The 25,300-nt window shown below is 46.0% G+C and carries 15 protein-coding genes; 11 read left to right on the top strand and 4 right to left on the bottom strand.

The window, feature by feature from the left end; all coding sequences use genetic code 11:
• Positions 1 to 28 precede the first annotated feature (28 nt).
• Together TW81_RS12400 and TW81_RS12395 are read right to left on the bottom strand one after the other, a co-directional pair.
• A complete protein-coding gene (locus tag TW81_RS12400; protein WP_045956016.1) occupies positions 29 to 232 on the bottom strand; it encodes a hypothetical protein in 204 nt (67 codons plus the stop codon).
• A gap of 143 nt (positions 233 to 375) precedes the next feature.
• Positions 376 to 909 (bottom strand): dihydrofolate reductase family protein, encoded by a 534-nt coding sequence (locus TW81_RS12395; protein WP_045956015.1) that lies wholly within the window; start codon positions 907 to 909, stop codon positions 376 to 378.
• A gap of 193 nt (positions 910 to 1,102) precedes the next feature.
• Between TW81_RS12395 and TW81_RS12390 the strand changes: the two genes are divergently transcribed.
• The 3 genes from TW81_RS12390 (at position 1,103) to TW81_RS12380 (ending at position 3,916) form a co-directional block, all read left to right on the top strand.
• Positions 1,103 to 1,918 (top strand): tetratricopeptide repeat protein, encoded by an 816-nt coding sequence (locus tag TW81_RS12390; protein ID WP_156980957.1) that lies wholly within the window; start codon positions 1,103 to 1,105, stop codon positions 1,916 to 1,918.
• 151 nt (positions 1,919 to 2,069) lie between these two features.
• Positions 2,070 to 3,434, top strand: a complete 1,365-nt coding sequence (locus tag TW81_RS12385; protein ID WP_045956013.1) for a DNA-3-methyladenine glycosylase 2 family protein — start codon at positions 2,070 to 2,072, stop codon at positions 3,432 to 3,434.
• Positions 3,431 to 3,916, top strand: a complete 486-nt coding sequence (locus TW81_RS12380; RefSeq protein ID WP_045956012.1) for a methylated-DNA--[protein]-cysteine S-methyltransferase — start codon at positions 3,431 to 3,433, stop codon at positions 3,914 to 3,916. The genes TW81_RS12385 and TW81_RS12380 overlap by 4 nt, the downstream gene beginning before the upstream one ends.
• A 114-nt stretch (positions 3,917 to 4,030) precedes the next feature.
• Here the strand turns inward: TW81_RS12380 and nhaD are convergent, their stop codons facing one another.
• Positions 4,031 to 5,461 (bottom strand): sodium:proton antiporter NhaD, encoded by a 1,431-nt coding sequence (gene nhaD, locus TW81_RS12375; RefSeq protein ID WP_045956011.1) that lies wholly within the window; start codon positions 5,459 to 5,461, stop codon positions 4,031 to 4,033.
• A 450-nt stretch (positions 5,462 to 5,911) separates the two neighbouring features.
• On the opposite strand from nhaD, the gene TW81_RS12370 reads away from it, so the two are divergent.
• Positions 5,912 to 7,096: a BamA/TamA family outer membrane protein gene (locus TW81_RS12370; protein WP_239424351.1), complete on the top strand. Its 1,185-nt coding sequence runs from the start codon at positions 5,912 to 5,914 to the stop codon at positions 7,094 to 7,096.
• Between the two features lie 73 nt (positions 7,097 to 7,169).
• On the opposite strand, the gene TW81_RS12365 is transcribed toward TW81_RS12370, so the two are convergent.
• On the bottom strand, positions 7,170 to 8,474 hold the full coding sequence (locus TW81_RS12365) for a dicarboxylate/amino acid:cation symporter (protein WP_045956010.1): 1,305 nt from the start codon (positions 8,472 to 8,474) through the stop codon (positions 7,170 to 7,172).
• 603 nt (positions 8,475 to 9,077) lie between these two features.
• Between TW81_RS12365 and TW81_RS12360 the strand changes: the two genes are divergently transcribed.
• From TW81_RS12360 to TW81_RS12330, 7 genes are all read left to right on the top strand, one after another.
• Entirely contained in the window at positions 9,078 to 18,200 is a 9,123-nt protein-coding gene (locus TW81_RS12360; RefSeq protein WP_045956009.1) for a T1SS-143 repeat domain-containing protein, read from the top strand.
• Between the two features lie 18 nt (positions 18,201 to 18,218).
• Positions 18,219 to 20,360 carry a type I secretion system permease/ATPase gene (locus tag TW81_RS12355; protein WP_045956008.1) on the top strand — a complete coding sequence of 714 codons (2,142 nt, stop codon included), beginning with the start codon at positions 18,219 to 18,221 and terminating at the stop codon, positions 20,358 to 20,360.
• Positions 20,353 to 21,672 (top strand): HlyD family type I secretion periplasmic adaptor subunit, encoded by a 1,320-nt coding sequence (locus TW81_RS12350; RefSeq protein ID WP_045956007.1) that lies wholly within the window; start codon positions 20,353 to 20,355, stop codon positions 21,670 to 21,672. The genes TW81_RS12355 and TW81_RS12350 overlap by 8 nt, the downstream gene beginning before the upstream one ends.
• Before the next feature lie 18 nt (positions 21,673 to 21,690).
• Positions 21,691 to 23,001 (top strand): TolC family outer membrane protein, encoded by a 1,311-nt coding sequence (locus TW81_RS12345; RefSeq protein ID WP_045956006.1) that lies wholly within the window; start codon positions 21,691 to 21,693, stop codon positions 22,999 to 23,001.
• The gene (locus TW81_RS12340) at positions 22,998 to 23,618 is read left to right on the top strand and encodes an OmpA family protein (protein WP_045956005.1); all 621 of its coding nucleotides are present in this window, start codon (positions 22,998 to 23,000) and stop codon (positions 23,616 to 23,618) included. The genes TW81_RS12345 and TW81_RS12340 overlap by 4 nt, the downstream gene beginning before the upstream one ends.
• A 1-nt stretch (position 23,619) precedes the next feature.
• Positions 23,620 to 24,534 carry a PstS family phosphate ABC transporter substrate-binding protein gene (locus TW81_RS12335; protein ID WP_156980955.1) on the top strand — a complete coding sequence of 305 codons (915 nt, stop codon included), beginning with the start codon at positions 23,620 to 23,622 and terminating at the stop codon, positions 24,532 to 24,534.
• 144 nt (positions 24,535 to 24,678) lie between these two features.
• Complete coding sequence (locus tag TW81_RS12330; RefSeq protein WP_045956004.1) at positions 24,679 to 25,299, top strand: LysE family translocator; 621 nt, start codon at positions 24,679 to 24,681, stop codon at positions 25,297 to 25,299.
• The last annotated feature ends 1 nt before the right edge of the window (position 25,300 follow it).

The raw sequence follows: 25,300 nt of genomic DNA, 5'->3' as shown, positions 1-25,300 counted from the left end.
CCTAGCGCTAGGCCATCTAGCGCAGAGTTTATAAACTCATAAGACTTTCGATCGACTCCTCAATGCTGAGTTCGTGATAGTTGCGAATAGACTGACCATCATAAGCATCAATTAAAATTCGGTGAATATTGGTTGCGCCGTGTTGATCAATAATCCCCAGTGTTTGTTCAACATTGTCGCAGGTCATCGTGAGTTCGTTGTTAAGTACAATAGTGCAAGAGTGCAGGTTCATAGCCAACTTCCTTATTATTTTTTAGGTCTGCATAGATAACTTTAGATCAAGAAAAGCCGTTGGCAAATTGATAATAGCGAACCATAAGCGGTTGTTGAGCAACCAGCTTATGAAATAGCATACTGGCAAGGTAGAAAGCGAGATTATTTCTCTCTCACATAGGTTGTTTGAACTAAGGTTCCAAGAAGGATTTCACTCTTAATGACGGTAAAATGTAGCGTATGTGGTAAGGAGCCAAATAACGGTGCGCCGCCGCCCAGTAGAATAGGAAAACGAGTGATGACCATTTCGTCGATCAGATCCTCATTGAGGAAGTTTTGGATCGTCACCCCACCATCAATGTAGAGTTCCTTAAAGCCTTGGTTGTTAAGCTCTGCAACAAGATTTTTTAACTCACCTTTAAATAAAATGACCTTGTCTTGGTAGCCTTGTGGTACTGCGGTCATTGTGTTGCTGAGTACAAAGACCGGCTTGGTATACGGCCACTCACAGTCAAAACTCATCACCGCATCTAAGGTATTGCGCCCCATCACTATCGCATCGACTCGTTCTAGCAGTGCAAAAAAGCCCGTGTCGATATTGTCCGGGTTAGGTACTGTAGCTAGCCAGTCTAGTTTGCCTTGTTTGTCGGCGATAAATCCGTCGAGGCTGGTTGCGATAAAGACGATGTTTGCCATTAGGGTCTCTTTGTTTAGATGTCGAACCATTTATTGTTGAGTCTAATCTATGTTATGGTTTTTTAACATTTTCATACCATGGTGTTGGTAGCGCATGTAGCTGGCCCGTGATGGCGGTTTGTAGTGCTAAAGATTGTTGATAAAGGTGGATATTTTGATGCGAAAGGGTTGGTTATTTTGCTGGGTGTTGCTCATGCTGTTTAGTGGTTCACTGCATGCTGAGCAGACGTATTCGCAATCAGAAATGCTCGATCGGCCATTGATGGAGCGTTATATCCTCGATGAATTGAAATCGTTACGCCAAGATCAGCAAAGCTTAGAAAAACGAGTGATCACAGAAATTACCGATCGTGAACTGAGTGTGGCTGATAAATCTCTCAATTATGCCAATGTGACCGTCACTTATTTCTTTTACATCATTGCGGGTGTTGCTTCGCTGATCGCTTTTGTCGGTTGGCAATCTTTGCGCGAGTTTAAACACAACACCAAAGAGATGGCAGACAAGCGCCTAGACAAAATAGCCCAAGAGTATGAGAAGAAATTCATTGCACTTGAGCGGGATTTGAAGCGCAAAACTCGTATTATTAGCGAGAACAATAAAGAAATAGAAAAGATCAATGAGATCCACAACCTTTGGTTACGTGCGCAAAGTATGCCAACCGCCGAGCAGCGCATGGATGTGTATGATGAAATCCTAACGATTCGACCTGGCGATCTTGAGGCGCTAACGTATAAAGCTGACGCGGCGATGGAAATAAAAGAGTACCACTGGGCGTTAAGCTTATGTAACCGCGTGTTAGCTTTAGATGGTACTAACGCTCCAGCGCTATACCAAAGAGCCTGCGCATACTCTAGGCTAGGCGCTGAAGAGCAGGCGATTGATGATCTTGCGTACGCGATTGAAGCCAGTCCTTCGATATCTGAGCTGATCAATACTGAACCAGACTTAGAGGGGTTACACGGTAACGAAAAGTTTGATGCGTTACTCCATCGCTCCGATAGAAACTAGTTCAGCGCATTTATCTGTTGAAGTTAGGGCAATGTTTACTCCCTGCTGAGTTCTAGCGCGATTGATTTCGATTGAGTTCCGAAAATGGCTAGTATTTGCGGTGTGACGATTTAGACTGTGCTTATCTGTTCACATGTTTTTGGAAAGCCGTATGGAAGATGGACTCGTCACTCTCAGTCAGCAAGATTGCCACAAGGCTCGTATTGCCCGTGATAGCCGGTTTGATGGCCGTTTTTATGTTGCGGTAAAAACGACCGGGATATTCTGTCGTCCTATTTGTCCTGCCAATCTACCCAAAGAAGAAAACGTCGAATACTATTTTGACAAAGCACAGGCGCTGCAAGCTGGGTATCGCCCTTGTTTGCGATGTCGACCTGATAGTGCCCCTAGCTCTTGGGCATGGAAGGGTGTTGAAGTGACATTTCAACGTGCGGTTAAGCTGATAGAGCAAGGGGCACTTCATCATGCTTCGTTGGTGGATCTAGCGGAACGACTTGGTATCAGTGACCGCTATCTGCGTAAGCTGTTTAACCAATATCTAGGTATGTCGCCTAAACAGTACGCCCTGTATTATCAGTTGATGTTTGCCAAGCAATTGCTGCATACCAGTCGTTTGTCTGTCACCGATGTCGCTCTGGCTAGTGGATTCAACAGTGTGCGACGATTTAACGATGCATTCAAACAAGTCATGCAGTTATCCCCGACACAAGTGCGAAAAAGTGCCGCAGCGCTAAGCGAATCGAATCACATTGATCTGGCGTTTCGTGGGCCACTAGATTGGCAGCATATGCTTAATTTCTATCGCTTGAGAGCGGTTGATGGATTGGAGCAGGTCAGCGAAGACACTTACCAGCGTCACTTTGAGTTACAAGGAGAGCGTGGATGGTTTTCTATCTCTAACCCCAAAGCAGGTATTATGAGGGTTGAGTTTAAGCTCGATGATATCTCGCTGCTGCGAAGTTTGGTCAATCAGCTTAGGCGTATGTTCGATCTCGACAGTGATATTCTCCAAATTGAACAGCACCTGTTAGATATCGCGCCAAAGTTAGTCAAACAGTCGGGGATTCGCATTCCGGGAGTGTGGAGTACATGGGAAGCCGGAGTAAGAGCGATATTGGGTCAGCAAGTGTCGATTAAAGCGGCGATTGGTCAGTTGAATTTACTGGTAAACACACTACAACCGCAAGGTATTACCCACTTTCCAACACCGTCTGAGGTCGCTGGTGCAGATCTGGATTTTTTGCGTATGCCCAGCAGTCGCAAACAGACGTTAGCCCGATTTGCTCAATTCATGATTGAGGGGAGCCAAGCTCCGTTAGATCAATGGTTGGCGCTAAAAGGGATTGGCCCGTGGACGGTGAACTATGCACGACTCAGAGGTGCGTCAGAGCCAAATTGTTTCCTTGATGGTGATCTTGTCGTGAAAAAGGCGTTAAATCAGTTCCCTCAATTGTCTGCAAACAGTGCTTCTCCGTGGGGAAGTTACGCAACTTTTCATTGCTGGAGTCACGCATGAGTAAAAGATACACAACACATATTTCGCCGCTAGGTGCGATCACCCTTCAAGCTGATGCAGAAGGGCTGTTGGGCGTTTGGTTTGAAACGCAAACGACTCAACCTGAGGAACTTGGCCAATATTCGCCCCAAGACCCAATACTTTGCCTCGCTATCAAACAGTTAGATGAGTATTTTTCGGGCGTACGCAAAGTCTTTGATGTTCCAATTTCGGCACTAGGAACTGCGTTTCAAAAGCAGGTTTGGCAGGCACTTACCACGATTCCATATGGTGAAACTTGGAGCTATCAGGATCTTGCTAATGCGATCGGTAACCCGAAAGCCGTGCGTGCGGTCGGGTTAGCGAATGGTAAGAACCCTGTCTCGGTGATCGTCCCTTGTCATCGTGTGATTGGCAAAAATGGCAAGCTAACGGGCTATGCTGGTGGTGTTGAACGTAAAGCTAAGCTGCTTGAGTTGGAGCAGGCTCAGTACAACAATTAGCCTGCGTAGTATGACTGAGATCCAGTTATGTTGGGTAAGAACCTGTGGCGATGCGGGGCATACTTGATAGACATTGATGTTATCAAGTATGCATTTTTAGCGTTTATCGCCGAGCTAATTGAACAAGTTTGAATTGAGGGTTAAATGCGCGGCAATGCTGGCGACATAACCCGCCGCAATGACAGGCATCCATTTTAAGTGGCCAAAGAAGGTGTATTTACCATGTGCCGCTCCCATCAGAGCGACGCCTGCAGCTGAGCCTATCGACAACAAACTACCCCCCACCCCTGCCGTTAACGTGACCAGTAACCAGTTACCAACGCTCATCGATGGTTCCATTGTCAGAACAGCGAACATGACAGGGATGTTATCGACGATTGCCGAAAGTATCCCGACCATGACGTTGGCCCACATTGGATCCCACTGGGTATACATCACTTCAGAGATCAACCCCAAGTAACCCAGTAAGCTTAAACCGCCGACACACATCACCACGCCGTAGAAGAACAGTAAGGTGTCCCATTCCGCATGGGATACGCGTCTGAATACGTCAAATGGCACCACAGAACCTAAGCGTTTAAGTGCGAGATCATCTCTATTTTCAATTGCCAGCATACATTTCTTATGTAAAGACGCCTTTAACGTTTTACGTAAAAAGAAGCCGAAGAACTGAAGGTAGGCTAATCCCATCATCATGCCGATCACTGGTGGGAAATGCAGTACGGCGTGGAACGCAACCGCTGTGGCTATGGTGAGGACAAACAAGGCAACAATTCGTCTTGCGCCGCGCTTAAGCTCAACGTGTTGATGAACCACATTTGGGCTAGTACTAGGCACGAAAATCGACATGATCGCTGCCGGAACTAAGTAGTTGACGACCGACGGGATAAACAGCGGAATAAATTCGGCAAACGAGACATGCCCTGCCTGCCATACCATAAGGGTAGTAATATCGCCGAATGGACTAAACGCCCCCCCGGCGTTTGCCGCGATAACGATATTAATACAAGCCAGGTTAATAAACTTGGTGTTGTCTCCGGCCACTTTCATTACGACCGCACACATCAGCAACGCCGTGGTCAGGTTATCGGCGATAGGGGAAATAAAAAACGCCAGAATACCTGTAAGCCAAAATAACGTTTTGAAGTTAAAGCCTTTACCTACCATCCAAGCTTGGAGTGCATCAAATAGACGTCGTTCTTCCATGGCGCTGATGTAGGTCATGGCAACCAGCAAGAACAGCAACAGCTCGGCGTACTCAAGTAGATTGTGTTCTAGTGCGACCTTAGCAACTTCAACTTGACCATGTTGCGAGTAAACAAAACCGATCATCGCCCAAATCACACCCGCGGCGAGCAATACGGGTTTAGATTTCCTCAGTTGCAGATACTCTTCCAACATGACCAGCGTATAAGCGAGCGCAAAAATAATCAGTGCAGCGTAACCTATGGTTGATTGCGTGAGCGGCAGTGCTTGGTCAGTGGATGCATAGGTTGAAAAAGGTAGAATGAATAGAGTAACGAACAGTAACCACGGCAATTTCATACTTTCACTCCTTTGAAAGCTTATTGTTTTTATTGGTTTTGTTTCCTACCTCATTTTAAAGAGGAATTGAGTTTCGATGTGTGAGATAGGTTTGATCTGGTTTAATTTCCATCAATGCTATGGCAAAAGGGCTGGATCTAGAGTTGACTGTTGAAGGCGTCGAGGAGCAAAGTCAAGCTAAATGGCTGGGCGCGGCTTTACATCAAGGCTATTTCTATGCAAACCGATTCCTTTTTCAGAGCACAGCTTACCGAGCTGTGAGTAAGTAATACGTCCACTCAAAGGTAAAGTGACTTTTGTCGGTTGAGATCTTTCAAAAGCGATTAGCCGCCTTTATATAAACTAGATTATTATCTTGTGACTAACTACGAATCGCCTAGCCGTTTTAGCTTTAGATCTAGGCGAAAAAAGCCACCGGAACGCACCGCATTTTGCGCTGAGAGGAAACTTGTGGATATTAAACTTATCGCGTTGTCGGCCTTATTAGATACGCTGCCTACTTATGCTGCTGATATATCTTTTACCGATCCCGTCGATCATCAATTCGACATTGGTGAACATCTCGCAGAGAATGCCGTTGGTTTCCTTCCGATTCCAGTCATTATCACCGAGCCTGCGATTGGTTACGGTGGTGGTATGGTGGGTTTGTTTTTGCATGAAACGGAAGAAGAAAAAGAGCAGCGTAAGCAAGCTGCTTTAGCCGCAATTGATGGTGGCGCTCAGCTCGTTCCTTCTGCGATGACGCTCTTTGGTGCTGTGGGGACAGAAAACGGCACATGGTTTGCGTTTGGTGCACATCGCCGCTCTTGGAATAAAGATGCGATTCGTTATGTTGGTGGTGGTGGTCTAGGTGTTGCTAATCTCGATGTTTATAAAAACCTGTCATTTCCTGGATTTGGCCCTATTGCGCCAATAGATAAAACCATAGCGATTGGTACCAAGACCAAAGTCGCTGTGTTGATGCAGCAGCTTCAGTTTAGAGTGGGTACGACACCTCTGATGTTAGGTGTTAAACAACTTGCTTCCATTTCCACTGTGGAGGCGGAAAACGAGTCACTCTCGACCGCGATGAAATATACATTGGGAGAAGAAGCGATCACCTCTGGTCTTGGTGTCGTTGCCGAATATGATACTCGTGACAACATGTTTTACCCAAGCCGGGGATTCATACTCAGCGCGGACTATATGATTTATGACGAATCACTCGGTAGCGATTATGAATATCGTCACTTCAACTTTGATGGCGAGGGCTACATTCCGTTAGCAGATAAATGGACACTCGGACTTGCAGGAAACTACCAGCATTTTGAACAAGAGAGTACTTTTATATCACCCACTTCTAAGCCTTACGTTGCATTGCGTGGTGTGTCGTCATACCGTTACCAAGGCGATGAAATCAAAACCCTGCAAAGCCAAATTACCTATGCGATTTCCCATCGCTGGAAAGTGTCTGGTTTCTATGGCGTGGGCCGTGCGATACAAGCGGATCAATCGGAAAAATCTGAGTCTGTACAGGCGGGAGGGGTTGGTTTTCGCTATCAAATCGCCCGTCGTTATGGTCTACACATCGGTATGGATTATGCGCGAAGTTCTGAAGAAAGTGCGGTCTATTTCAATGTCGGCAGTGGCTTCTAGCACTGTTGAATGACTTTATCCCAGGTTAGTTAATGACAAAGCCCGAGATATGCTCTCGGGCTTTTAGCAGCAGTTAAGCTTGAGAATGTTTTAAATGAACTTGCTCTTCTTTCACGCCCGCCATTGGATCGTTGAAGCGTGCTTCATCCAACGCACCTTCTGATTTAGCTACGATGACCGTTACTGCACTGTCACCAGTGATGTTCACTGCTGTGCGAATCATATCGAGTAAGCGGTCAACTCCCATGATCAGTGCGATGCCCTCTAGTGGTAATCCGACTTGGTTAAGCACCATAGCCAGCATGACTAGACCCACGCCAGGCACACCAGCGGTACCAATGGATGCTAAGGTCGCTGTCATGATCACCATTAGGTAATCACCCATGGTTAGGTCAATGTTGAATGCCTGAGCAATAAACGCTGTCGCAACACCCTGCATGATTGCGGTGCCGTCCATATTTACCGTCGCACCCAGTGGCACAGTAAATGATGATACTCGGTTATCAACACCCATACGGTTTTTCGCCGTTTCCATTGTCACCGGGATGGTTGCATTAGAAGAAGCGGTAGAGAATGCGAACATGACGGCATCTTCCATTTTCTTCAAGAAAGTAATCGGGCTAAGACCTGTAAAGCCTTTGAGCATCAAGCTGTAAGTCACCAATCCGTGCAGCAGTAAAGTCCCGGCTAGCACCAAGAAGTATTCTGCTAGATTTACAATTGCACTCAAACCTAAGCCAGTGAATAGCTTCGCCATCAAGAAGAACACACCATATGGCGCCAAGTTCATCAAAATAGCCACCAATTTCATGATCACTTCGTTAAGATCGCTAAAGAATCCTGCTATGCGTTCGCCCGGCTTACCTGCCGCACTGATAGCGACACCGAACAGTACCGCAAACACAATGACCTGCAGTGTTTTGCCTTCAGCCATCGCACTGATTGGATTGGTTGGGAACATCCCTATGATCACTTGGCCTAAAGATGGGGCTTCAGCCGAGCTGAATGAGCTCGCTGCGGTTAGGTCAGCGCCTGCACCTGGCTGGAAAAGATAGCCCATCGTCAGGGCAAGAGTGATCGCAACCGCCGTGGTCGCTATGTAGAACGCAAGGGTTTTGCCCCCCATTCGACCTAAAGTTGAAAGATCTTTTAGTGAGCTTGTACCACACACCAATGAGACGAACACCAGTGGGACAACAAGCATTTTCAAGCTAGCGACGAAGATCTGGCCGCCGACTTCAAATAATCCATTAACAATGTATGCATCGACAAATCCGTTGTCAGCAAAAAGACTGCGAATCGCAAATCCGGTCAAGATACCTGCAACCATACCTAAAATTACACGGCTGGTTAACGACATCGGTTTCTTGGTATTCATAGTGAACACTCCTTATAGTTATGCACCTTGAGTTCACTTCAAGGCGAGCAGGAGGTTAGCAGGCAGATTGATAAATAAAAAATCAAAATAATGGAGTAGAACTTCATGTGTGATATAGATCACTAGAATTTTATGCTAATTAACAACTTAATAACCAGTGAGTTCTATTTAATTATCCATTTGATTTATTTTGTAACAAAATACTTGTAGGCATTTAATAAATAAGGCTTTATTCACTTTTAGGCGTGAAGGTGCATATTTTAATAAAGTGATCCTCAATGACATACAAGCGGTTGGTTATGCGCGTGAGTCTCTTTGTTCTGACAACTAGGCGTGCAGTGGAGTGATATTTATGAATTGCGTTGCAAAATTACAGGTGATGTATACTTAATGTAAGAGCACACAACTTGGAGGTAATAAGGAAGGCAATGAATTGGCAATAGTAGTTAGATTGCCAAAGTGAGAAATGTAAAAAAAATCAGCCTAATGTGTGTAGCGAGTGACTATTGAGTGTTATAAATAGTGATGCGTATGTTGTTGTGTGATAGCTTCTATTGGTATTGGCAACTCTATAGTTAGGCTAAGCGGTTATTAGGAGGAATGATGCGCCCCATTCTGTATATTGAGATTGGTGATGTAATTTGGCAAATCATGCCGGACGGCACCTGGGAGCAGGCTCAAGCGAATTCAACAATAGAGCCCGATGTGTTGGTGATAACCCCATTGGTTTCCAATCAAGATGTGGTGTTAACACCAGAGCAAGAGCAAGCTGTAGAAGAGCAGTTAGCGCAGATTGTTGATGAGCTAACTCAATACACGTTCAATAATCGCACTGGTGAAGCCTATGCTGGCGCCAATCAACAAGCTAGCCAGAGTGCCTCTTTTATTAACTATGTCCAAGCCACTCTGCAAGAAACGCTCGCTCAAGCGGGGTTTGACACGCGACCCGACGATATCTTTGCTAATGATGATGAGCAACCAGAGCCGGAAGTTCTTGATATTTTAAATCAGAATGCACAACTGACGGTGGACATTCTTGATGGCGGTGATGGATACGAAAACCGATTTGAATCACCAGGTGTTGTGATTAAAGGCACAGCACTTAATATACGAGATGGTCGTATTGTCAATATCACCATTACTGATATCAATGGTAATACTGTTACCACTTCAGCGATCACCAATGATGAAGCTTACTTGGTTAGCGGTGTCAATTTAACTTCTCTTGCCGAAGGCCCTTTAAAAGTTAGTGCGGTGGTTGCTGATAACTTCGGCAACAGTGTCAGCGCCACGGACGATACAATCAAAGATACTTTGGCAGCTATTGACGTTGATTTTGATGGTGGCGGAGATGAGTACTATAACCAATTTGAAGTGAGCAATGGTGCTCTGTCTGGTAGTGTAAGTTTTGTTCAAAATGGACAGCCAATTAGTGTCCAAATCATTGATAGTTTAGGTCAGATAATTAAGTTGGCCTCCGTTGTTGATGGCGGAAACTGGTCTATAAGTGCGATAGATGTTAGCAGTCTTGCCGAAGGCACACTGACAGTGATTGCTGAAACTATCGACATTGCTGGGAACCCTGCAATTGCTCAAGATACGATCACCAAAGATACCCTAGCGTCTATTACTGCCAATGTTGAAGATGGTGGTGATGATGTTGTTAATATCACCGAAAAGCAAAGCCTGACCTTTAGCGGTGCCGTCTCTAATGTTGAAAACGGTCAACCGGTTCATGTGGTGATTACCGATAGCAATAACACAACACTCGAATTTGACACCGTCGTCATCGGTGGCCAGTGGAGCGTTGATAACGTTGATGTGTCCAGTTTTGTCGACGGTGCGGTGACTGTCACGGCAAGTACCGTCGATATTGCTGGTAACCCCGCCACCTATACCGATAACAGCACAATCATTGATACTAGCGTTCCAACCATTGACATCGATACATTGAGTGGATTTAGCGTTTTAGATTTCCGTCAAGGCAATCTGACTACCATGCAAGGTACGACGACTGGGGTTGATGCTGGCTTAATGGTGACGATTACTGTTTCAGACGGGACACTTGAACTGAGTTTTGAAGGCGTGGTGGATGGCAGCGGTGCTTGGTCTGTCACTGATATCGATACGTCCGCGTTAGATATCGGGCAAACATGGACAGTTGAAGCGTCGGTCTTCAACGCGATAGGTAACCAAGCTATTGACGATATGCCAACCATTGTGCTGCCTGACTCGCTCTCCTTTTCTGAGACTGTGGTGGGGATTTTTGGTAGTCAGGAAAAAACATCCGACATCAATATTGAGTTTGCTGAATTCGGCTTTTACGCCGATCAAAGCTTACTTGAAAACAACGTTACCTCCCAGAACAGTAGTATCACTGTCTCTATCTCTGGAGACAGCCAAAGTTTAGAAGGCCGTAACAATTCGAATGAATTAGTGTTTGCCGCTCAGATCGTTGATGGCGAAGTTCGTGTCACATTCTATCGTGCAATTGATCAGGGGACAGGGTTAGATTCACTCCAAACTGCATTGCTGATACAAGGTGTTCAAACCGACGCTGATGGGACAACGGAAACGGTCATTGCCCACTTGCCTATTACAGTCAAAGACTCCGACCCATTAGTGTTTGGTGAAAATTACACCATGACAGAAGGAACAACGTCGTCTGGTAACTTGCTCAACAATGATATCGACTTAGATACCCAGCTCTTAGTACGAGAAGTTGAAGTGGATGGTGTGACCAAAACGATTACTGGTAGTCAACCGGTCAGCTTCACCACCAGTGATGGTGTGTTGACCGTTTTTGCCAACGGTCAGTGGACGTTTGAGGCTTCGCGAAACCTGGACCATAATTTAGAGCATACAATCTCTATCAACTACATCGCTGGTGATTCTAGCAGCGATTTTGGTACCGCGACGGCTGAGATAAGCATCCTAGATGGGGGGGCGGGTGACATCCAAAATGGCAGTAACGCTTCTCAGGAGGCAAGTCTTGACGAAGGTGTACAAACCTTAAGTGCGACTTTTGCCGTGGACGCAGGCTCAGATAATCCTGATCCAGCCACACTTGAGTTTGATAGTGGGACGTTAGCGTTACTTGATGCCATGGGATTGCAATCAACGCTAGATTTAGCAGATATCAGTTATACATTGAGTGCTGATGGTAAAGTCATTACTGCGACGTCAGGAAGCGACACTATTTTTACATTGACACTGAGTGCGGTGGCAAATGGCGATGATGTAACAGCAACAGTAACGCTTGACCAATCTCAGCCTATCCTTCATCTCCTAGCCAGTGACGCCATTGTACTCCCTCTTTCAATCTCGGGTACCGATCTTGATGGGACACCACTTTTACCAGGCACATTTGAATGGATCATCCATGATGGACAGGATCCGGCTCTGTCGAATGCAAGTAGTGTCACTATTAATGAGAGCGATCTGGCTGCGGCACCATTGTCTCAAAACGGTACGTTTGAGGTATCAATTGGCAGTGATTATCTAGACTCGGTATTTTTTGATTTGGCCGATCAGCCAGCATTAAGTAGTGGGGGCCGAGACATAGTCTATGTTCTGAACAGCGATGGTTCCCTTTCTGCATACACCGAGGATCTAAATACTCGGTTGCAGCCAGACGAACTGGTGTTTAACGTTTATTTTGATCAGCCAATCTATGGTGGGGATGCGACCGTAACCTATACGGTTGAGTTGCACCAAGCGCTTGATCAATTGGATGGTAACAGCCAGATTCCGATTGTGGTCACGGCGCAAGACAGAGACGGTGACCAAACCAAGTTAACTCTCGATATTTCTGTGAATGATGGTGGAGCGCCAAGTATTGGCTCTGGCAATGTAGAGTTGTCTGAGGTACCTCGTGCTTCTGGTATTGATGCTGAAGCGACTGCAGAAGTATCGTTTAACGTCAGCGCGGCATTCGACCCATTAGTCTATTTGGGTTTAGCAGTAAGCACTGGTGAAGCGGTACTCGATTCCAATGGTGATGCCATTACCCACAATGGGCAGGCAGTCACTTGGCGTGACAACGGTGATGGTAGCTATGATGCGGTGATTGCAAACGGTCAGATAATTTTGAGCGTGAGTTTACCTAGCGATTTTATTTTAGGTTCAGGAGAAACGGCTTCAGTTGATGTACGTTTAGAATTGTATCAACAGATAGACCATATCGGCTCGGGCAATGACCTAAGCCTAAATATTCCAGTTCCCGTTTATACCGTAGATTCAGACGGCACCGAAAATACCGTGCAATCGAGTATTACCATCTATGATGGGGCGGATCCGCGCATTGAAGTGGCTGGATCAATTTCGGTTGATGAAGATGAGCTAACCAGCAGCAACCTTGACATTGGCAGTGAAACAGTGACGCCATCGATTACTCTACTTGAAGGTTCAGATGATATTGTCTCGTTAAATGTTGACCGCAACGGATTTGATGGACAAGGCTATACCAGTGGTGGCTCTGCGGTGAGTTTGAACGATGTCGACGTGAATGGCTGGTATTACGGCATCACTGCTTCTGGGGATGACGTTTTTAAAATTCGTTTTAATCTTGATGGTAGTGTTGAGTTTGAGCTGTATCGTCCACTCGACCACGATACTGGTCTTGGGGAAAATAACTTAGCACTGACCTTTGGCCTAACGGCGACTGACGCGGATGGTGATGTTTCCGCATCGGTAGATTACACGGTCAATGTGACAGATGATGTGCCGACATCTTATGATTCGACGCTAAATCTGGTTGAAGGTGATACGCAGTCAGGCAACATGATCACTGTATTCGATCGAGTGGGCGCTGACGGCGGTGAGTTAGTCAGTGTCTCTTACGATGTGGATGGTGATGGTAACGCGGAGCAATATCTATTCAGCGATGCAAATCCATCTTATACCATCGCGTTGTACAACCCGAACAGCCCTTCAGAGAGTTATGGTTCACTGACAGTCAACCGAGACGGAAGCTACACTCTGGTGACCAATGCCTCTGTCGATGCTGATCCGGCTTTGAACGACGCATTACAAATGGTAGTTAGAGATTTTGATGGCGATGAAGCGACGAGTACCGTGAGTTTTGTCTTAGGGGATAACGACGGTTTTATCCGGGTCGCTGATGCAGAAACAACGGAAGACAACAGTGTTACTTTGTCTATAGAAGTGTCGACAGGGGACATCGACCAACAAGAGCAAGTGACTGAAATCGCGATTAGTGAAGCCTCTTTGCAAGGTGGTAGCATTTACCTAGATGGAGTCCTCTTGACTGCTGTGAATGGCAAAGTTTCACTAACAGGAAGTCAACTTGATTCTAGTAATCCAAGCTTAGTGGTTCCCAACGGTACCTTGACCTACTTACCGCCAGAAAATCAATCTGACACCACCATCTCTATTTCCCTAGCCATTTCTGCTGTGATCAGCACAGATACTGTGCCAAGAGATCTCGCCGAAAGTCTTGATGTGTCTGTATTGCCGATTGCAGATACCCCTGAGTGGGGACAGTCGCAGTTTACCTACAGCACAATTGAGGATGCGGATCAAAGTTTAAGTCTTGATATTACGGCCAACTTGGTGGATTTAGATGGCTCAGAAGCGCTTAAGTATGAAATCACCAATATTCCCTCAGGGATAACCGTTACCCTCAATGGTACGGCAATAACCGAAGGAAAACAGTACACACAAGCTCAGCTAGATCAGATGAAAATCACGGCTGACGATAATGTTGCTGGCAGCTTCAATTTTGATATCAAAGCGATTGCAATAGAAGATGGAAATAATTTTGCCAGCAGTGGTGATAAAACCGCTGAAATTACCTCACAGGTGGTCGTTAATGTCCGTCCAGATGCCGATACCCCAACATTAGAAGTTAAGGACATCAAAGGGCTTGAAGATGATGTGATCAACTTAAAAGATTACATTTTGTCGAGCTTAACCGACACCGATGGCTCAGAAAGTTTACGTATTACCATCCAAGTTCCTGATGGCTGGTCGGTGGCTGGTGGTGACTATGTAGGTAACAATCAATATTCAGTGACATCCGATGCACTGGCGGCGGGAAGCGTTACTTTGGTTCCTAAGCAAGACATCAGCTCGTATACCGAGTCCTTGTCTATTGATGTGACCGCAGTATCCATTGAATCGACGCAAGATGGACTCATTCCGAGTAATCCTCAAGCTTCAAGTGCGACCGAAACGATCCAAATTTACTTAAAAGGTGTGGTTGATGAGCCAACGGTTGTTGATGGTGGAGAAGGCCATTGGCAATATGACGCCAACAGTAAAGTGATCAGTAACCAAAGTGATGTTTTAGAAGACCAACTAATCGCTCTCGACTTTCTTGTTCAGACGACAGATGATGACGCATCGGAAGAAATTAATATCCTGCTGACAGATATTCCAGACGGGACCCAACTTGTTGATGCTTCAGGCAACCCTGTGACTCTAACGATTGCTTCCATCGACGACATCACTGGCCCTGTGTATCAGGTGAGTAATGCAGACTTAAGTACCTTATACCTTAAACCAGTTGCAGATTTTAGTGGTCAGCTCACCTTATCTGTCATAGCAATTTCAACGGAGCCGGATGGGGATTCAGGTGAATACCCAATGACGGTTGAAATCGAAGTGTTGCCTCAGGTAGACCAAGTGGATGGCCAAGTGATCGCCACTCAAGGTATTGAAGATAGGCTGATATCACTCTCACTTGAGCCTTCGGTTGATGCAGACCAAGATGGAAGCGAGGCATTAACTGGTTATATGATCACCAGCCTAGATGCTGAGCTTACACTCTACTTTGATGGTGTTGAGATTGATTTAGGTACAGGGTTAGATTTAAGTACATTGCTTGATGCCACTTCCCCAACACTCGATAGTTTACTTGCCAGTGGACGGCTAAGCGTACTAGCAAGTGAAGATCTAAGTGGTGTATTTAATGTTGGAATACGCTATCAGGTAACAGATACCTCCGAGACTCTCGCAACAACTGAAAGCTGGATTGATGGTACACTAAGCGTAAATGTTAGCGCGAAAGTGGAGTTAGATACACGGTTAGAAAGTTCTGGAGAGCTTTACAGCAGTACTGACGGTTCGCCCGTAGACATTTCTGACTCTGTGATATTTGTTGATGAAGATCTCGATGGTTCTGAATATCTGGATTACATCATTATCGTCGTTCCAGATGGTTACACGCTTATCGTTGATCATCCCAATGGCGCTAGCCAAGATGGCGATGGTAATTGGCTTATCCCCGCTTCAGGATTAACCAGTGATACCTTCCAAGAAAGTGTCACGCAAATTTTAAATGGCGCAACGCTATCTAGTACGCAAGATACACCCGTGCTCGATATCGTAGTGCGAGCTAGGGTCCTCGATGGTAGCGACGATCGTTTCATTGATACGAGTTTTCAATTTCAGGTCACGGGAAATGACGGTGGTGGCGGAGGCTGTGATCCAGTTGGTACTCCAGGTAATGTACAGTCGGGTGATATTAAACAACCTGAAGGTGATGAAATAGACCTTTCCGGTTTGCTTAATAGCGATGTTGCGAGCGATCCAGACAATATATTGTCATTTTATATTCCCGCAGATTCACTACCTGAAGGGGTCGAAATTCAAGGCAGTGGCGTCACGGCGGAATACGACCGTTTAGGGAATGTCATTGGTTACTCGATTACTGCTTCCGCGTTGGACAGTTTAGTCCTGACGGGGGTAGATGAAGACTTTGCGGGTACCTTGATCTTTACAGTCGAAACCATTGAGACTTCGGGGTGTAATGGTACGTCAGTGACCACGGAACAAACAATCACGATTCAAATCACCCCTGTCGTCGATGATATCGCGGTTGAAGTTGATATAGACACTATTCAAGAAGATGCGGTGACCAATTTAGACTTGTCGTTGGTGTTAGGTGACAGTATTGAAACCGGGCAGTTGATAGAGGGTGAGGGTACAGAATCGACAGGTAAAGAAACCGTCAACTCGTTGATGGTAACGGTAACCTCGGGGGCGACATTATCGGGACCTGTTGACGTTCTGCAAGATAACGGCGATGGGACATGGAGTATCATAGATCCAAGCCGTTTAAACGAAGTCTCGCTCGTGCCTCCAGCACATTACAGTGGTGACGTAGTCATGACTTTCACCGCCAATATTACCGATCAGGCGACTGGGATAGCAGAAACAGATACCCAAGACAAAACAACCACGGTGACGATTCATATCGAACCTGTTGCCGATGAAGCTAACTTAGTCACGCAGAATGTATTGGGCAGTGAAGACAATTATATCTCCTTAGGTGCAATGAGTGCGTCACTGATTGACCAAGACGGCTCTGAGAGCTTGTCCTTGAGTATCACAGGTGTCCCAGAAGGCGCAGTGATTGTCTACAAAGTAGGCGATAGCTATGAGCTGGCCGCAAACAATGGAGGAGACGGCGGCAGTTTCAATGGCAAGGATACTTACGAATGGCAGCTAGATCCGACGCGTTTAGCGGATGTTTATCTCCGTCCACCTTTGGATTTTAGTGGTGATATACCTTTGTCATTGGAAGCGACCACGCAAGAGCTTGAAAACAGCGATGTGAACTTTACCAGTTCAGAGTTTACCGTCGGTGTTCTTCCTGTCGGCGACCGTGTTGAGCTGGTTGATTTGCCCGACACACTGAACGGCAGTGAAAATGATGGCGTTAATATCACCTTAAACGCTACTAGCTTTGAAACTAACAGTGACGAGTATTTGCTGTTTACCTTCATTATCGAGCCAAGCTCTGACGCGACTGCCCTCATTGGTTTAGATCGAATTCGTGTCGGCTTGCAAACTTCCGTTTTTTTAAGCACTGGTGACGGACGAGCCGTTGCTAGCGTGCAAGTAAAAGCAAGCGAAATAGATCAAGTCACGTTTTTCCCTGGTGATGCGTTTGGTGAATTTGATGTCACCATTTCGATATCCAGCTTTGACCAAGCCATAGTGCTAGGAAATTTAGAAAGTGATACGGGCGATGCCACGACGGAGAGCTTAACATTGACAATCACACCAGAGCCCGATCCTCCAACATTGACACTTGACTACGATACCATCACCGCAGACGCTGATGGCAACATTCCGCTCGGCCTCAATATTGAGTTAATCAATCCAGCCAGTAACGAAACGGGCAGAGTGATTATATCGGGTTTGCCAAGTGGTTTGGTCTTAAATGCAGGTACATTGCAAAATGGCAAGTACAGCGTGGACATGGATGATGTGGCGGACTTGGCTATCGTCGGGGGTTATGATGGTGCAGTTGATTTCCAACTTTCTATTGAACCGATATCAACGATAGGAAGTGATTCGGCCAGTGGCGTGGCGCAGGTCATTGATGTAAGCCTGCAAGCACCGAGCGACGTTTCAACCAATCTGTCAGGTACCAACGGAGTCAACGATCTCTTTGTTATCGGCCAAACGACAGGTACCGACACCATTAGCAGTTTTGAGTACAGCGCTGATAGTGACTCTATTGATTTAAGTGCAATTTTGAACGGAGTGACAGATGGTGCGTCTGCGGCATTACAGATCGATATTAGTGAAAGTGGTAGTGATGTTGTGCTCGATATCAAGCCTGATGGAAGTAATGTGCAGCAGTCGGTTGTGATTGCTGATGTCAGTCTCAACGATCTGGCGCCTAGTCTAAGTAGTGAAGCTGAAATACTGCAGAAAATGATCGATGATCAGAACCTCATAGTACAGTAAGGAATGAAAAGTAACGATATGGAACAACGAGGGGAATTCGACCCTTGGTATGAGGCTTTGCAGTGGTGGATAACGCATCATCATCAAAGCTGCCATCAAGATATTCTATTGACTGGGTTACCACTTGAAAACGGTCGACTCGATCAGCAATTATTTTTTCGCGCATTAGAGCGTGCGCAGTTGTCGGCAGCCTCTACCCCTCTGAGCAACCTTGAATCCTTCGCTTTGCCAGTTATGTTAATCGACAAAGAATCGCAACATCCTTGGATTGTGATTGAAAGCCATGAGCAGAACTATCAAGTGTGGCGAGCAGGCCAAATTCAGACCGTACCATTGAGTGAAATTAAGCGCAGAGCAGAGCAGACGGTTTGGCATGTAACACCAATAGCGAAGTACGACGAGCGTGTTGAAACTCTGCAACCGCGTAAACAAGGGCATTGGCTTTGGAGTGTCGTCGCAGAAGTGAAACCTTGGTATCGCGATTTACTGCTTGCCTCACTATTGATCAATTTGTTGGCGTTGGTTGTACCGCTTTTCACGATGAATGTATATGATCGAGTTGTGCCCAATCAGGCGTTCAGTACATTGTGGGTGCTAGTGATTGGCGTTGTGGTTGTGGTTATCTTTGATTGGTTGCTACGCTCGGCAAGGAGTGCCGTGACCGATGTCGCAGGACGATATCTCGATAACAAGCTTTCGGCGATATTGCTCAGCAAAGTTCTTGGTATGAAGTTAGAAAATCGACCGCAGTCGGTCGGCGCGTTTTCAAGACAAATTCAAGATTTCGATAGTGTTCGTGACTTCTTTACTTCTATCTCTTTGGTTACCTTAATCGATCTCCCTTTCACTTTACTGTTCCTCATCTTGATCGGTTGGCTGGGGGGGGCAATGATGTTTGTTCCTGTGATAGTCATGCTGGTCTTAGTTGGAATGTCTCTAGTCATGAAAGGCAAGATTGAGCGCACTCAGCAAGAGACAGCAGCGCTGTCGAGTCAACGACAAGCCCAACTCATCGACTGTCTGGTTTCTTTACCAGAGATTAAGCAAAACAATGCACAAGGCAGTATACAAAAGCGTTGGGAACAAACGGTCGCTCAGTTGTCTGATTGGCAAAATCGCTCTCGTTATTACTCAAACTTGGTCGCGCATTCGATACAATCTAGCCAGCAGATAGTGACCATCTGTTTAATCGTATTTGGTGTGTATCAGATTTCTGAAGGCGTGCTGAGTATGGGGGGATTGATCGCGATTGTTATGTTAAGTGGTCGTGCTGCTGGCAGCATTAATCAATTGTCTTTACTCATGCTGAGGTATCAGCAAACCAAAACGGCTATCGAAGGTTTGAACGCGATAATCGATTTGCCTCAGGAAGATCAAGAACGCAATAAGCTATCACAAGGTGAGTTTAAAGGCGGCGTACGTCTGGAGAATGTCAGCTATCAGTATCCACAGAGCCCAACTGCTTGCCTTACTGAAATTAATCTCTCCATTCGTTCAGGTGAACGTGTCGGTGTGGTCGGCGTAGCTGGTGCGGGTAAATCAACCTTACTTAGTCTCATTGCGAGGCAAGCCAATCCGGCGCAAGGTCGGCTTTTTTACGATGAGATTGACAGTCAGTTGTGGCCGACCAGTTCAATTCGCCATGCTGTGGGGTGGGTCGCACAATCTCCGCAATTACTTTACGGAACCGTAGTCGAAAATATTACTCTGGGTGAATTGAATGTCGATCAACAACGATTAAGTGATGCGATTCGCTTATCTGGTTTGGCCGGTTACCTTGATCGTTTTAGTCAAGGGTTAGAGACGCAAGTGGGTGAAGGTGGACGATTTTTATCCGGTGGCCAGCGGCAGGCTGTTGCTCTTGCCAGAGCGTTATATCGCGATTTTAGCCTGTTGATATTGGACGAACCAACTGCATCGCTAGATACAGAAGCGGAAATGCGTTTATTCCATAGCTTACAATCACTGCCACGTGACAAGAGTATTATTATCAGTTCTCATCGCCATTCATTTTTGTCGCTCTGTGATCGTATCTTGGTTATTCATCAAGGTAAGATTGTTGCCGACGGAACACCTGACGAAGTGCTGAATAAGAAAAAAGAGCCAAGCAAAAGACGAGTACGCTCAGTATCAGTCGTCAAAGGAGGCAAGAATGAGTAGTACCGCATGGAATAACACTCACCTTGCGTATCGTTCTCGGCGTTTGATTTGGCTTAGCAGCGCTTTGGTTGTTGCTATTATCACGTGGGCGATGTGGGCCAAACTTGAAGAGGTCGTGGTTGGAGAAGGGAAAGTGGTTCCTAGCCTTTCTGTCCAAACAATCCAAAGTTTGGAAGGTGGATTGGTGAAACAGATCCTAGTTGCTCAAGGGGAACGTGTTAAGCAAGGGCAGACTATCGCTATTTTGGACGACACGCGCTTTAAGGCAAGCTTTCAGGAGTCTGTGCAACAAGTTCAGTCTTTGATGGCACAAAAGGTGCGTATGGAGGCAGAGTTAGCTACGATACAGGTTCAAAGTTCAGATATAGATTGGCGTGAACAGGTGGTGATTGAGTTACAACCATTTGATCTTGTCGTAGGTAGCCATAACGCGCTTATTAATGAACGCGCCAACTACTTAGAGCGTATCGGTCAGCTTAAAACGGAACTTGAAGAATCTCGGTTACGTATCGAGCAGCAGGCGCAAGCCTTCAATGATACTCAGAACGCAATTCGAACCTTGAATAGCAGTTTAGCCATTGTTACTCAAGAGCGCGACATGTTGAGAGACGTAGTCGCAAGTGGCGCAGTTGCCGAAGTCGAACTGCTTAAACTCAATCGCGATTACGTTAAACTTCAAGGCGATATTGCGAGCTCACAAGTGATGGCTCAAAAACAAAAAGCAGCCTACGCTGAAGCCATAGCAGATAGGCGAAGCACCGCGCTTGATTTTCGAACCAAAGCGCAAGGGCAATTGAATGAAGTCTCAACCAAGCTTGCCCAACTGAGAGAAAGTCAGCAAGCGATAGCGGATCAGCTGAAACGTACTCAGCTCGTTTCTCCAGTCGATGGTCGGGTTAAAGAGGTCTTTATTCGCACTATTGGTGGGGTGGTGAAACCTGGTGAGCCTATCATGGAGTTGATCCCTGAAAACAGTGCATTGATTGTTGAAGCGAGAATTGCGCCTCAAGATATCGCTTTTGTTAGGACTGGCTTAGCAGCCATGGTTAAATTTAGTGCCTATGATTTTGTTATCTATGGTGGTTTGTCAGGTAAGGTAACCTATGTTAGTGCCGATGCTCTGCAAACTGAAGATGGCAATGCATATTACCGCGCTCATATCGAACTGGATGAAAACAACAAAGTGGATGACTTCACTATTATTCCAGGCATGCAAGTCGCGGTAGATATATTGACGGGTGAGAAAACCGTCTTAAGTTATTGGTTGAAACCTATATTAAGAGCGAAAGAGAATGCTCTTCGAGAACGATAATAAACACAAGGATAAATAATGCGTCTCAAATCGTTGTTCTTAGGCCTATTGCTCTCTGGGCCTGTGCACGCAATTTCCTTAGAGGAGTCTGTAGCACTAGCCATAGATTACAGTCCGGAATTGTTGGCTCAATACTCGCGCTACCAGTCAGTGGTCAGAGATGGAGAAGCAGCAAGTGGTTTGCAGTTACCCCAAGCGAACTTGTATGCGGCGGCAGGGTATGAAGAGACCCGCTACAACAGCGGTTCTTATATAGACTCCCAAGATCGAGGATTAACGCGTACAGAAATTGGTTTGAAAATTTCTCAGTTGTTGTTTGACGGTTTTAGTACAAGTGCCAACGTGGATCGTCTTGGTTATGAAGCTGAAGCGGAACGTTTGACGCTCATTTCCCGCGCTGAAAATGTCTCTCTTGATATTGTGCGCATTTACTTAGAGCTACTCAAAGCCCAAACCCTGCTAGAGCTTGCTGAGCGTAATGTTCGTGAGCATCAAGAAATTTACCAGAACGTTTTGGATAAAGCGCAAAAAGGCCTGAGCAGTAATTCAGATCTGGCTCAAATATCTGCTCGAGTTGCAACCTCCCAATCTTCGTTTATCGCCTCACAAAACAATCTGCTAGATTTGCAGACTCAGTATCTAAGGCTAGTTGGAACCATGCCGAATGAGTTGATTGATCCCGTGTTCGACGATGCGCTTCTTCCCAGCAGTGCTGACGTTGCAAAGAAGCAGGCGATTGATAATCACCCAGAGATCAAAGCTGCGGTATTAGACTTAGATGCGGCAAGGAAAGAAGTGCGTCGCGAGAAAGGGGGCTACTACCCCGAGATCAAGCTCGAGCTTCATGCGAACAAGAACGATAATGTGAGTAATGCCGAGGGGCCTGATGAAGACGCCAGACTAATGATCACCATGGACTATGATATTTTCAATGGCTTTTCAACCAATGCTCAAGTCGAGTCTTCCGCTTGGCGGGTAGAAGAAGCTCGGGCGATTCGTTTGCGTACCGAAAGGGAAGTGGCAGAAGGGACACAGTTGGCTTGGAATGCCTATGACTTGCTCGAAAAGCAGATGACCTTGCTCCAGCAAAACGTGGATGCGGTGAAGATTGCGGAATTGGGTTATGTGCAGCAGTTTAATGTAGGGCGACGCAGCCTACTGGATGTACTTGACGCAAAAGTCGAAGTATTCCTAGCAAGAAGAAATTACGTCTCCGCTAAATATGACCATACACTTGCCGCGTATAGATTGTTCAATGCAATGGGTATACTGACTTACGCTTTGAGGGTAGAGCACCCAGAAGAGTGGCAAGGGGAGGAAGCGCAATGAAAAAACGGTTAATTTTAAGCATTGTCGTACTTTTGCTCTCTGCATGTGCCCAAGATCCAAGTATTCATACCACGCGTCATCAGATCGACGATCTGCGCGATGATGACCGTGATGGGGTGATTAACCAGCGTGATATATGTTCATCGACACCGAACAACGTTGCGGTGGATCGTCAAGGCTGTACTGAATGGCAAATAGAAGAAAAAGCCAACGTGATTAGTTTTTTCTTTGCGATGGACCAAGATCAAGAAACCCAAGCACATCAAGCGCCTTTATCTCAGCTAATAAAACTGCTTGATCAGCACCCAAATGCGTCAGTGATCTTGCTCGGTGACACCAGTAGTGAAGCCAGTTTGGAATACAACCAAGCATTGGCAAAGCGTCGTACTTACACCATACGTATGATGTTAGAGAGACAGGGTATAGAGTCAACGCGGATATCAGAACAAGAATTCAGCCAAGTGACACAACTTACACAGTACTTACATGCTCGTAAACGTCGCACAATTGCGGTTGTAATGACAGACGTGCTGAGCGTAAAACCGACGTGGAATATATTCAGCTCAGAGCAACAACTGACCAAAAGCAATGTGAGTGAGGTGGATAATGAAAACTAACATGATGAAATTTATCTCAATGGTTTGCTGTGCTCTCCCACTTGGTTTTGTTGCGTCTCTACATGCTGAAGAGCCTGTGTCAGCAATCGCTGTCGACAGCCACATGGTCGAGCTAGTGAATGCACTGACGGACGGAAAGTTTCCTCGTCTCGATATTCTAAGCCGTGAGGACGTCCAAGCGGCGATGCTTAATCGTGAGGTTAGAGTTGGTATTAGTGCTCGGCGCTGGACGGATCTCGAGGTGGCTCAATTTGAAAAGCAGACAGGTTATCGTCCTACAGAGCTCTATTTTACTGCTGGAGTGGTCGCGATCATTGCTAACAATGACAATCCTAACCATGCTATCTCGTTAGACAAGTTACGCTCGGTGTTTGGTTGTCATCAAGATCTACTCCCTGCTCGTTGGAGCCAGTGGGGGGAAAGCAATGAAACGCCACTGATGCTACCTTTTGCTATTGATGAAGGGCTAAAACTTCACCACAAGTTTCACCAGTGGGTTACGTGTCGTGAGGGTACGTATGCAAGCACACAGTTTGTTGTAGACGGAGCAGCGCTTGAAGAGGCGCTTGATGATAGTGAAGCTGCATTAGGTTATGTCACTTACTCAAAGCGTTGGGAAGGATTCAAAACACTCTCTATTATTGATGACCGTGGAGAGATATTTGACGTGAACAAAGAGACGATTTTGTCAGGTCGTTATCCGTTATCAAGCGTATATTACCTATACATAGATTTGCCGCCACACCGAAATTATCTTACTGATTCAGAAAAGAAAATTGTAGGGATGGTTCTTAATGACGACAACCGAGAGATCTTTAATGAGTATGGATTTATCAGTTTGCCGTCACAGGCTATTTTGCGCAATTACGTCAAACTTGGTTTGCAGGAGCCTAGGGTAGAGCACGGCTACAAATAGTTTCAGGGTTAGTTTCGTCATTTGGGAAAATGGCGAGCTATAAAGCCACAGTTGTGCCAATAGCGCTTCTTCCTGCGATGAACGTATTGGATTTCATGAGACATTGCATTATGTTAGACGCATAACACAACAAATGATGAAATTATGAATACCGCTTTGCTGGGAATGTTTATTCCAACCTTTTTCTTTGTCTCTATCACACCCGGCATGTGCATGACGTTAGCACTCACTTTGGGTATGAGCATTGGCTATCGACGCGCGCTGTGGATGATGGCTGGTGAATTGGTTGGTGTAGGTTTGGTTGCGGTGGCCGCTGTGGTTGGGATTGCAGCCGTTATGCTCAACTACCCTTGGTTATTTGTTGCCCTAAAATTGATCGGCGGCGGTTACCTTTTTTATCTCGGAATCCAAATGTGGCGCTCAAGGGGCAAGCTCGCTCTCAACCTTAATGAGCAAGCGCCAGAACCTTCTAGTGATTGGGACTTGGTCGTTCAGGGTTTTGTGACCGCTATAGCCAACCCTAAAGGCTGGGCGTTTATGATTTCATTGCTGCCCCCGTTTATTGACCAAAGTGCCGAACTTGCTCCCCAGTTGATTGTTTTGGTGTCAATAATCTTGTTGTTTGAGTTCATTTGCATGACGCTCTATGCCACAGGCGGTAAAGGCTTGAAGCGTCTACTAGGTCAATCACAAAATGTACGTTTGATGAATCGCATTGCTGGCACCTTGATGATGGCAGTGGGTGTTTGGCTGTTAGTGAGCTAAT

Source organism: Vibrio galatheae (assembly GCF_000967545.1).
In the GTDB taxonomy this organism is placed as follows: domain Bacteria; phylum Pseudomonadota; class Gammaproteobacteria; order Enterobacterales; family Vibrionaceae; genus Vibrio; species Vibrio galatheae.
The sequence above is the reverse complement of the archived record's forward strand: the minus strand, read 5'-3'. Positions and strand labels throughout refer to the sequence as shown.

Coding starts and splice junctions, on each gene's coding strand:
- TW81_RS12385 (WP_045956013.1), top strand. CDS start 2,070: ATGGAAGATGGACTCGTCACTCTCAGTCAGCAAGATTGCCACAAGGCT.
- TW81_RS12395 (WP_045956015.1), bottom strand. CDS start 909: ATGGCAAACATCGTCTTTATCGCAACCAGCCTCGACGGATTTATCGCC.
- TW81_RS12350 (WP_045956007.1), top strand. CDS start 20,353: ATGAGTAGTACCGCATGGAATAACACTCACCTTGCGTATCGTTCTCGG.
- TW81_RS12400 (WP_045956016.1), bottom strand. CDS start 232: ATGAACCTGCACTCTTGCACTATTGTACTTAACAACGAACTCACGATG.
- nhaD (WP_045956011.1), bottom strand. CDS start 5,461: ATGAAATTGCCGTGGTTACTGTTCGTTACTCTATTCATTCTACCTTTT.
- TW81_RS12380 (WP_045956012.1), top strand. CDS start 3,431: ATGAGTAAAAGATACACAACACATATTTCGCCGCTAGGTGCGATCACC.
- TW81_RS12360 (WP_045956009.1), top strand. CDS start 9,078: ATGCGCCCCATTCTGTATATTGAGATTGGTGATGTAATTTGGCAAATC.
- TW81_RS12365 (WP_045956010.1), bottom strand. CDS start 8,474: ATGAATACCAAGAAACCGATGTCGTTAACCAGCCGTGTAATTTTAGGT.
- TW81_RS12330 (WP_045956004.1), top strand. CDS start 24,679: ATGAATACCGCTTTGCTGGGAATGTTTATTCCAACCTTTTTCTTTGTC.
- TW81_RS12355 (WP_045956008.1), top strand. CDS start 18,219: ATGGAACAACGAGGGGAATTCGACCCTTGGTATGAGGCTTTGCAGTGG.
- TW81_RS12390 (WP_156980957.1), top strand. CDS start 1,103: ATGCTGTTTAGTGGTTCACTGCATGCTGAGCAGACGTATTCGCAATCA.
- TW81_RS12335 (WP_156980955.1), top strand. CDS start 23,620: ATGATGAAATTTATCTCAATGGTTTGCTGTGCTCTCCCACTTGGTTTT.
- TW81_RS12340 (WP_045956005.1), top strand. CDS start 22,998: ATGAAAAAACGGTTAATTTTAAGCATTGTCGTACTTTTGCTCTCTGCA.
- TW81_RS12345 (WP_045956006.1), top strand. CDS start 21,691: ATGCGTCTCAAATCGTTGTTCTTAGGCCTATTGCTCTCTGGGCCTGTG.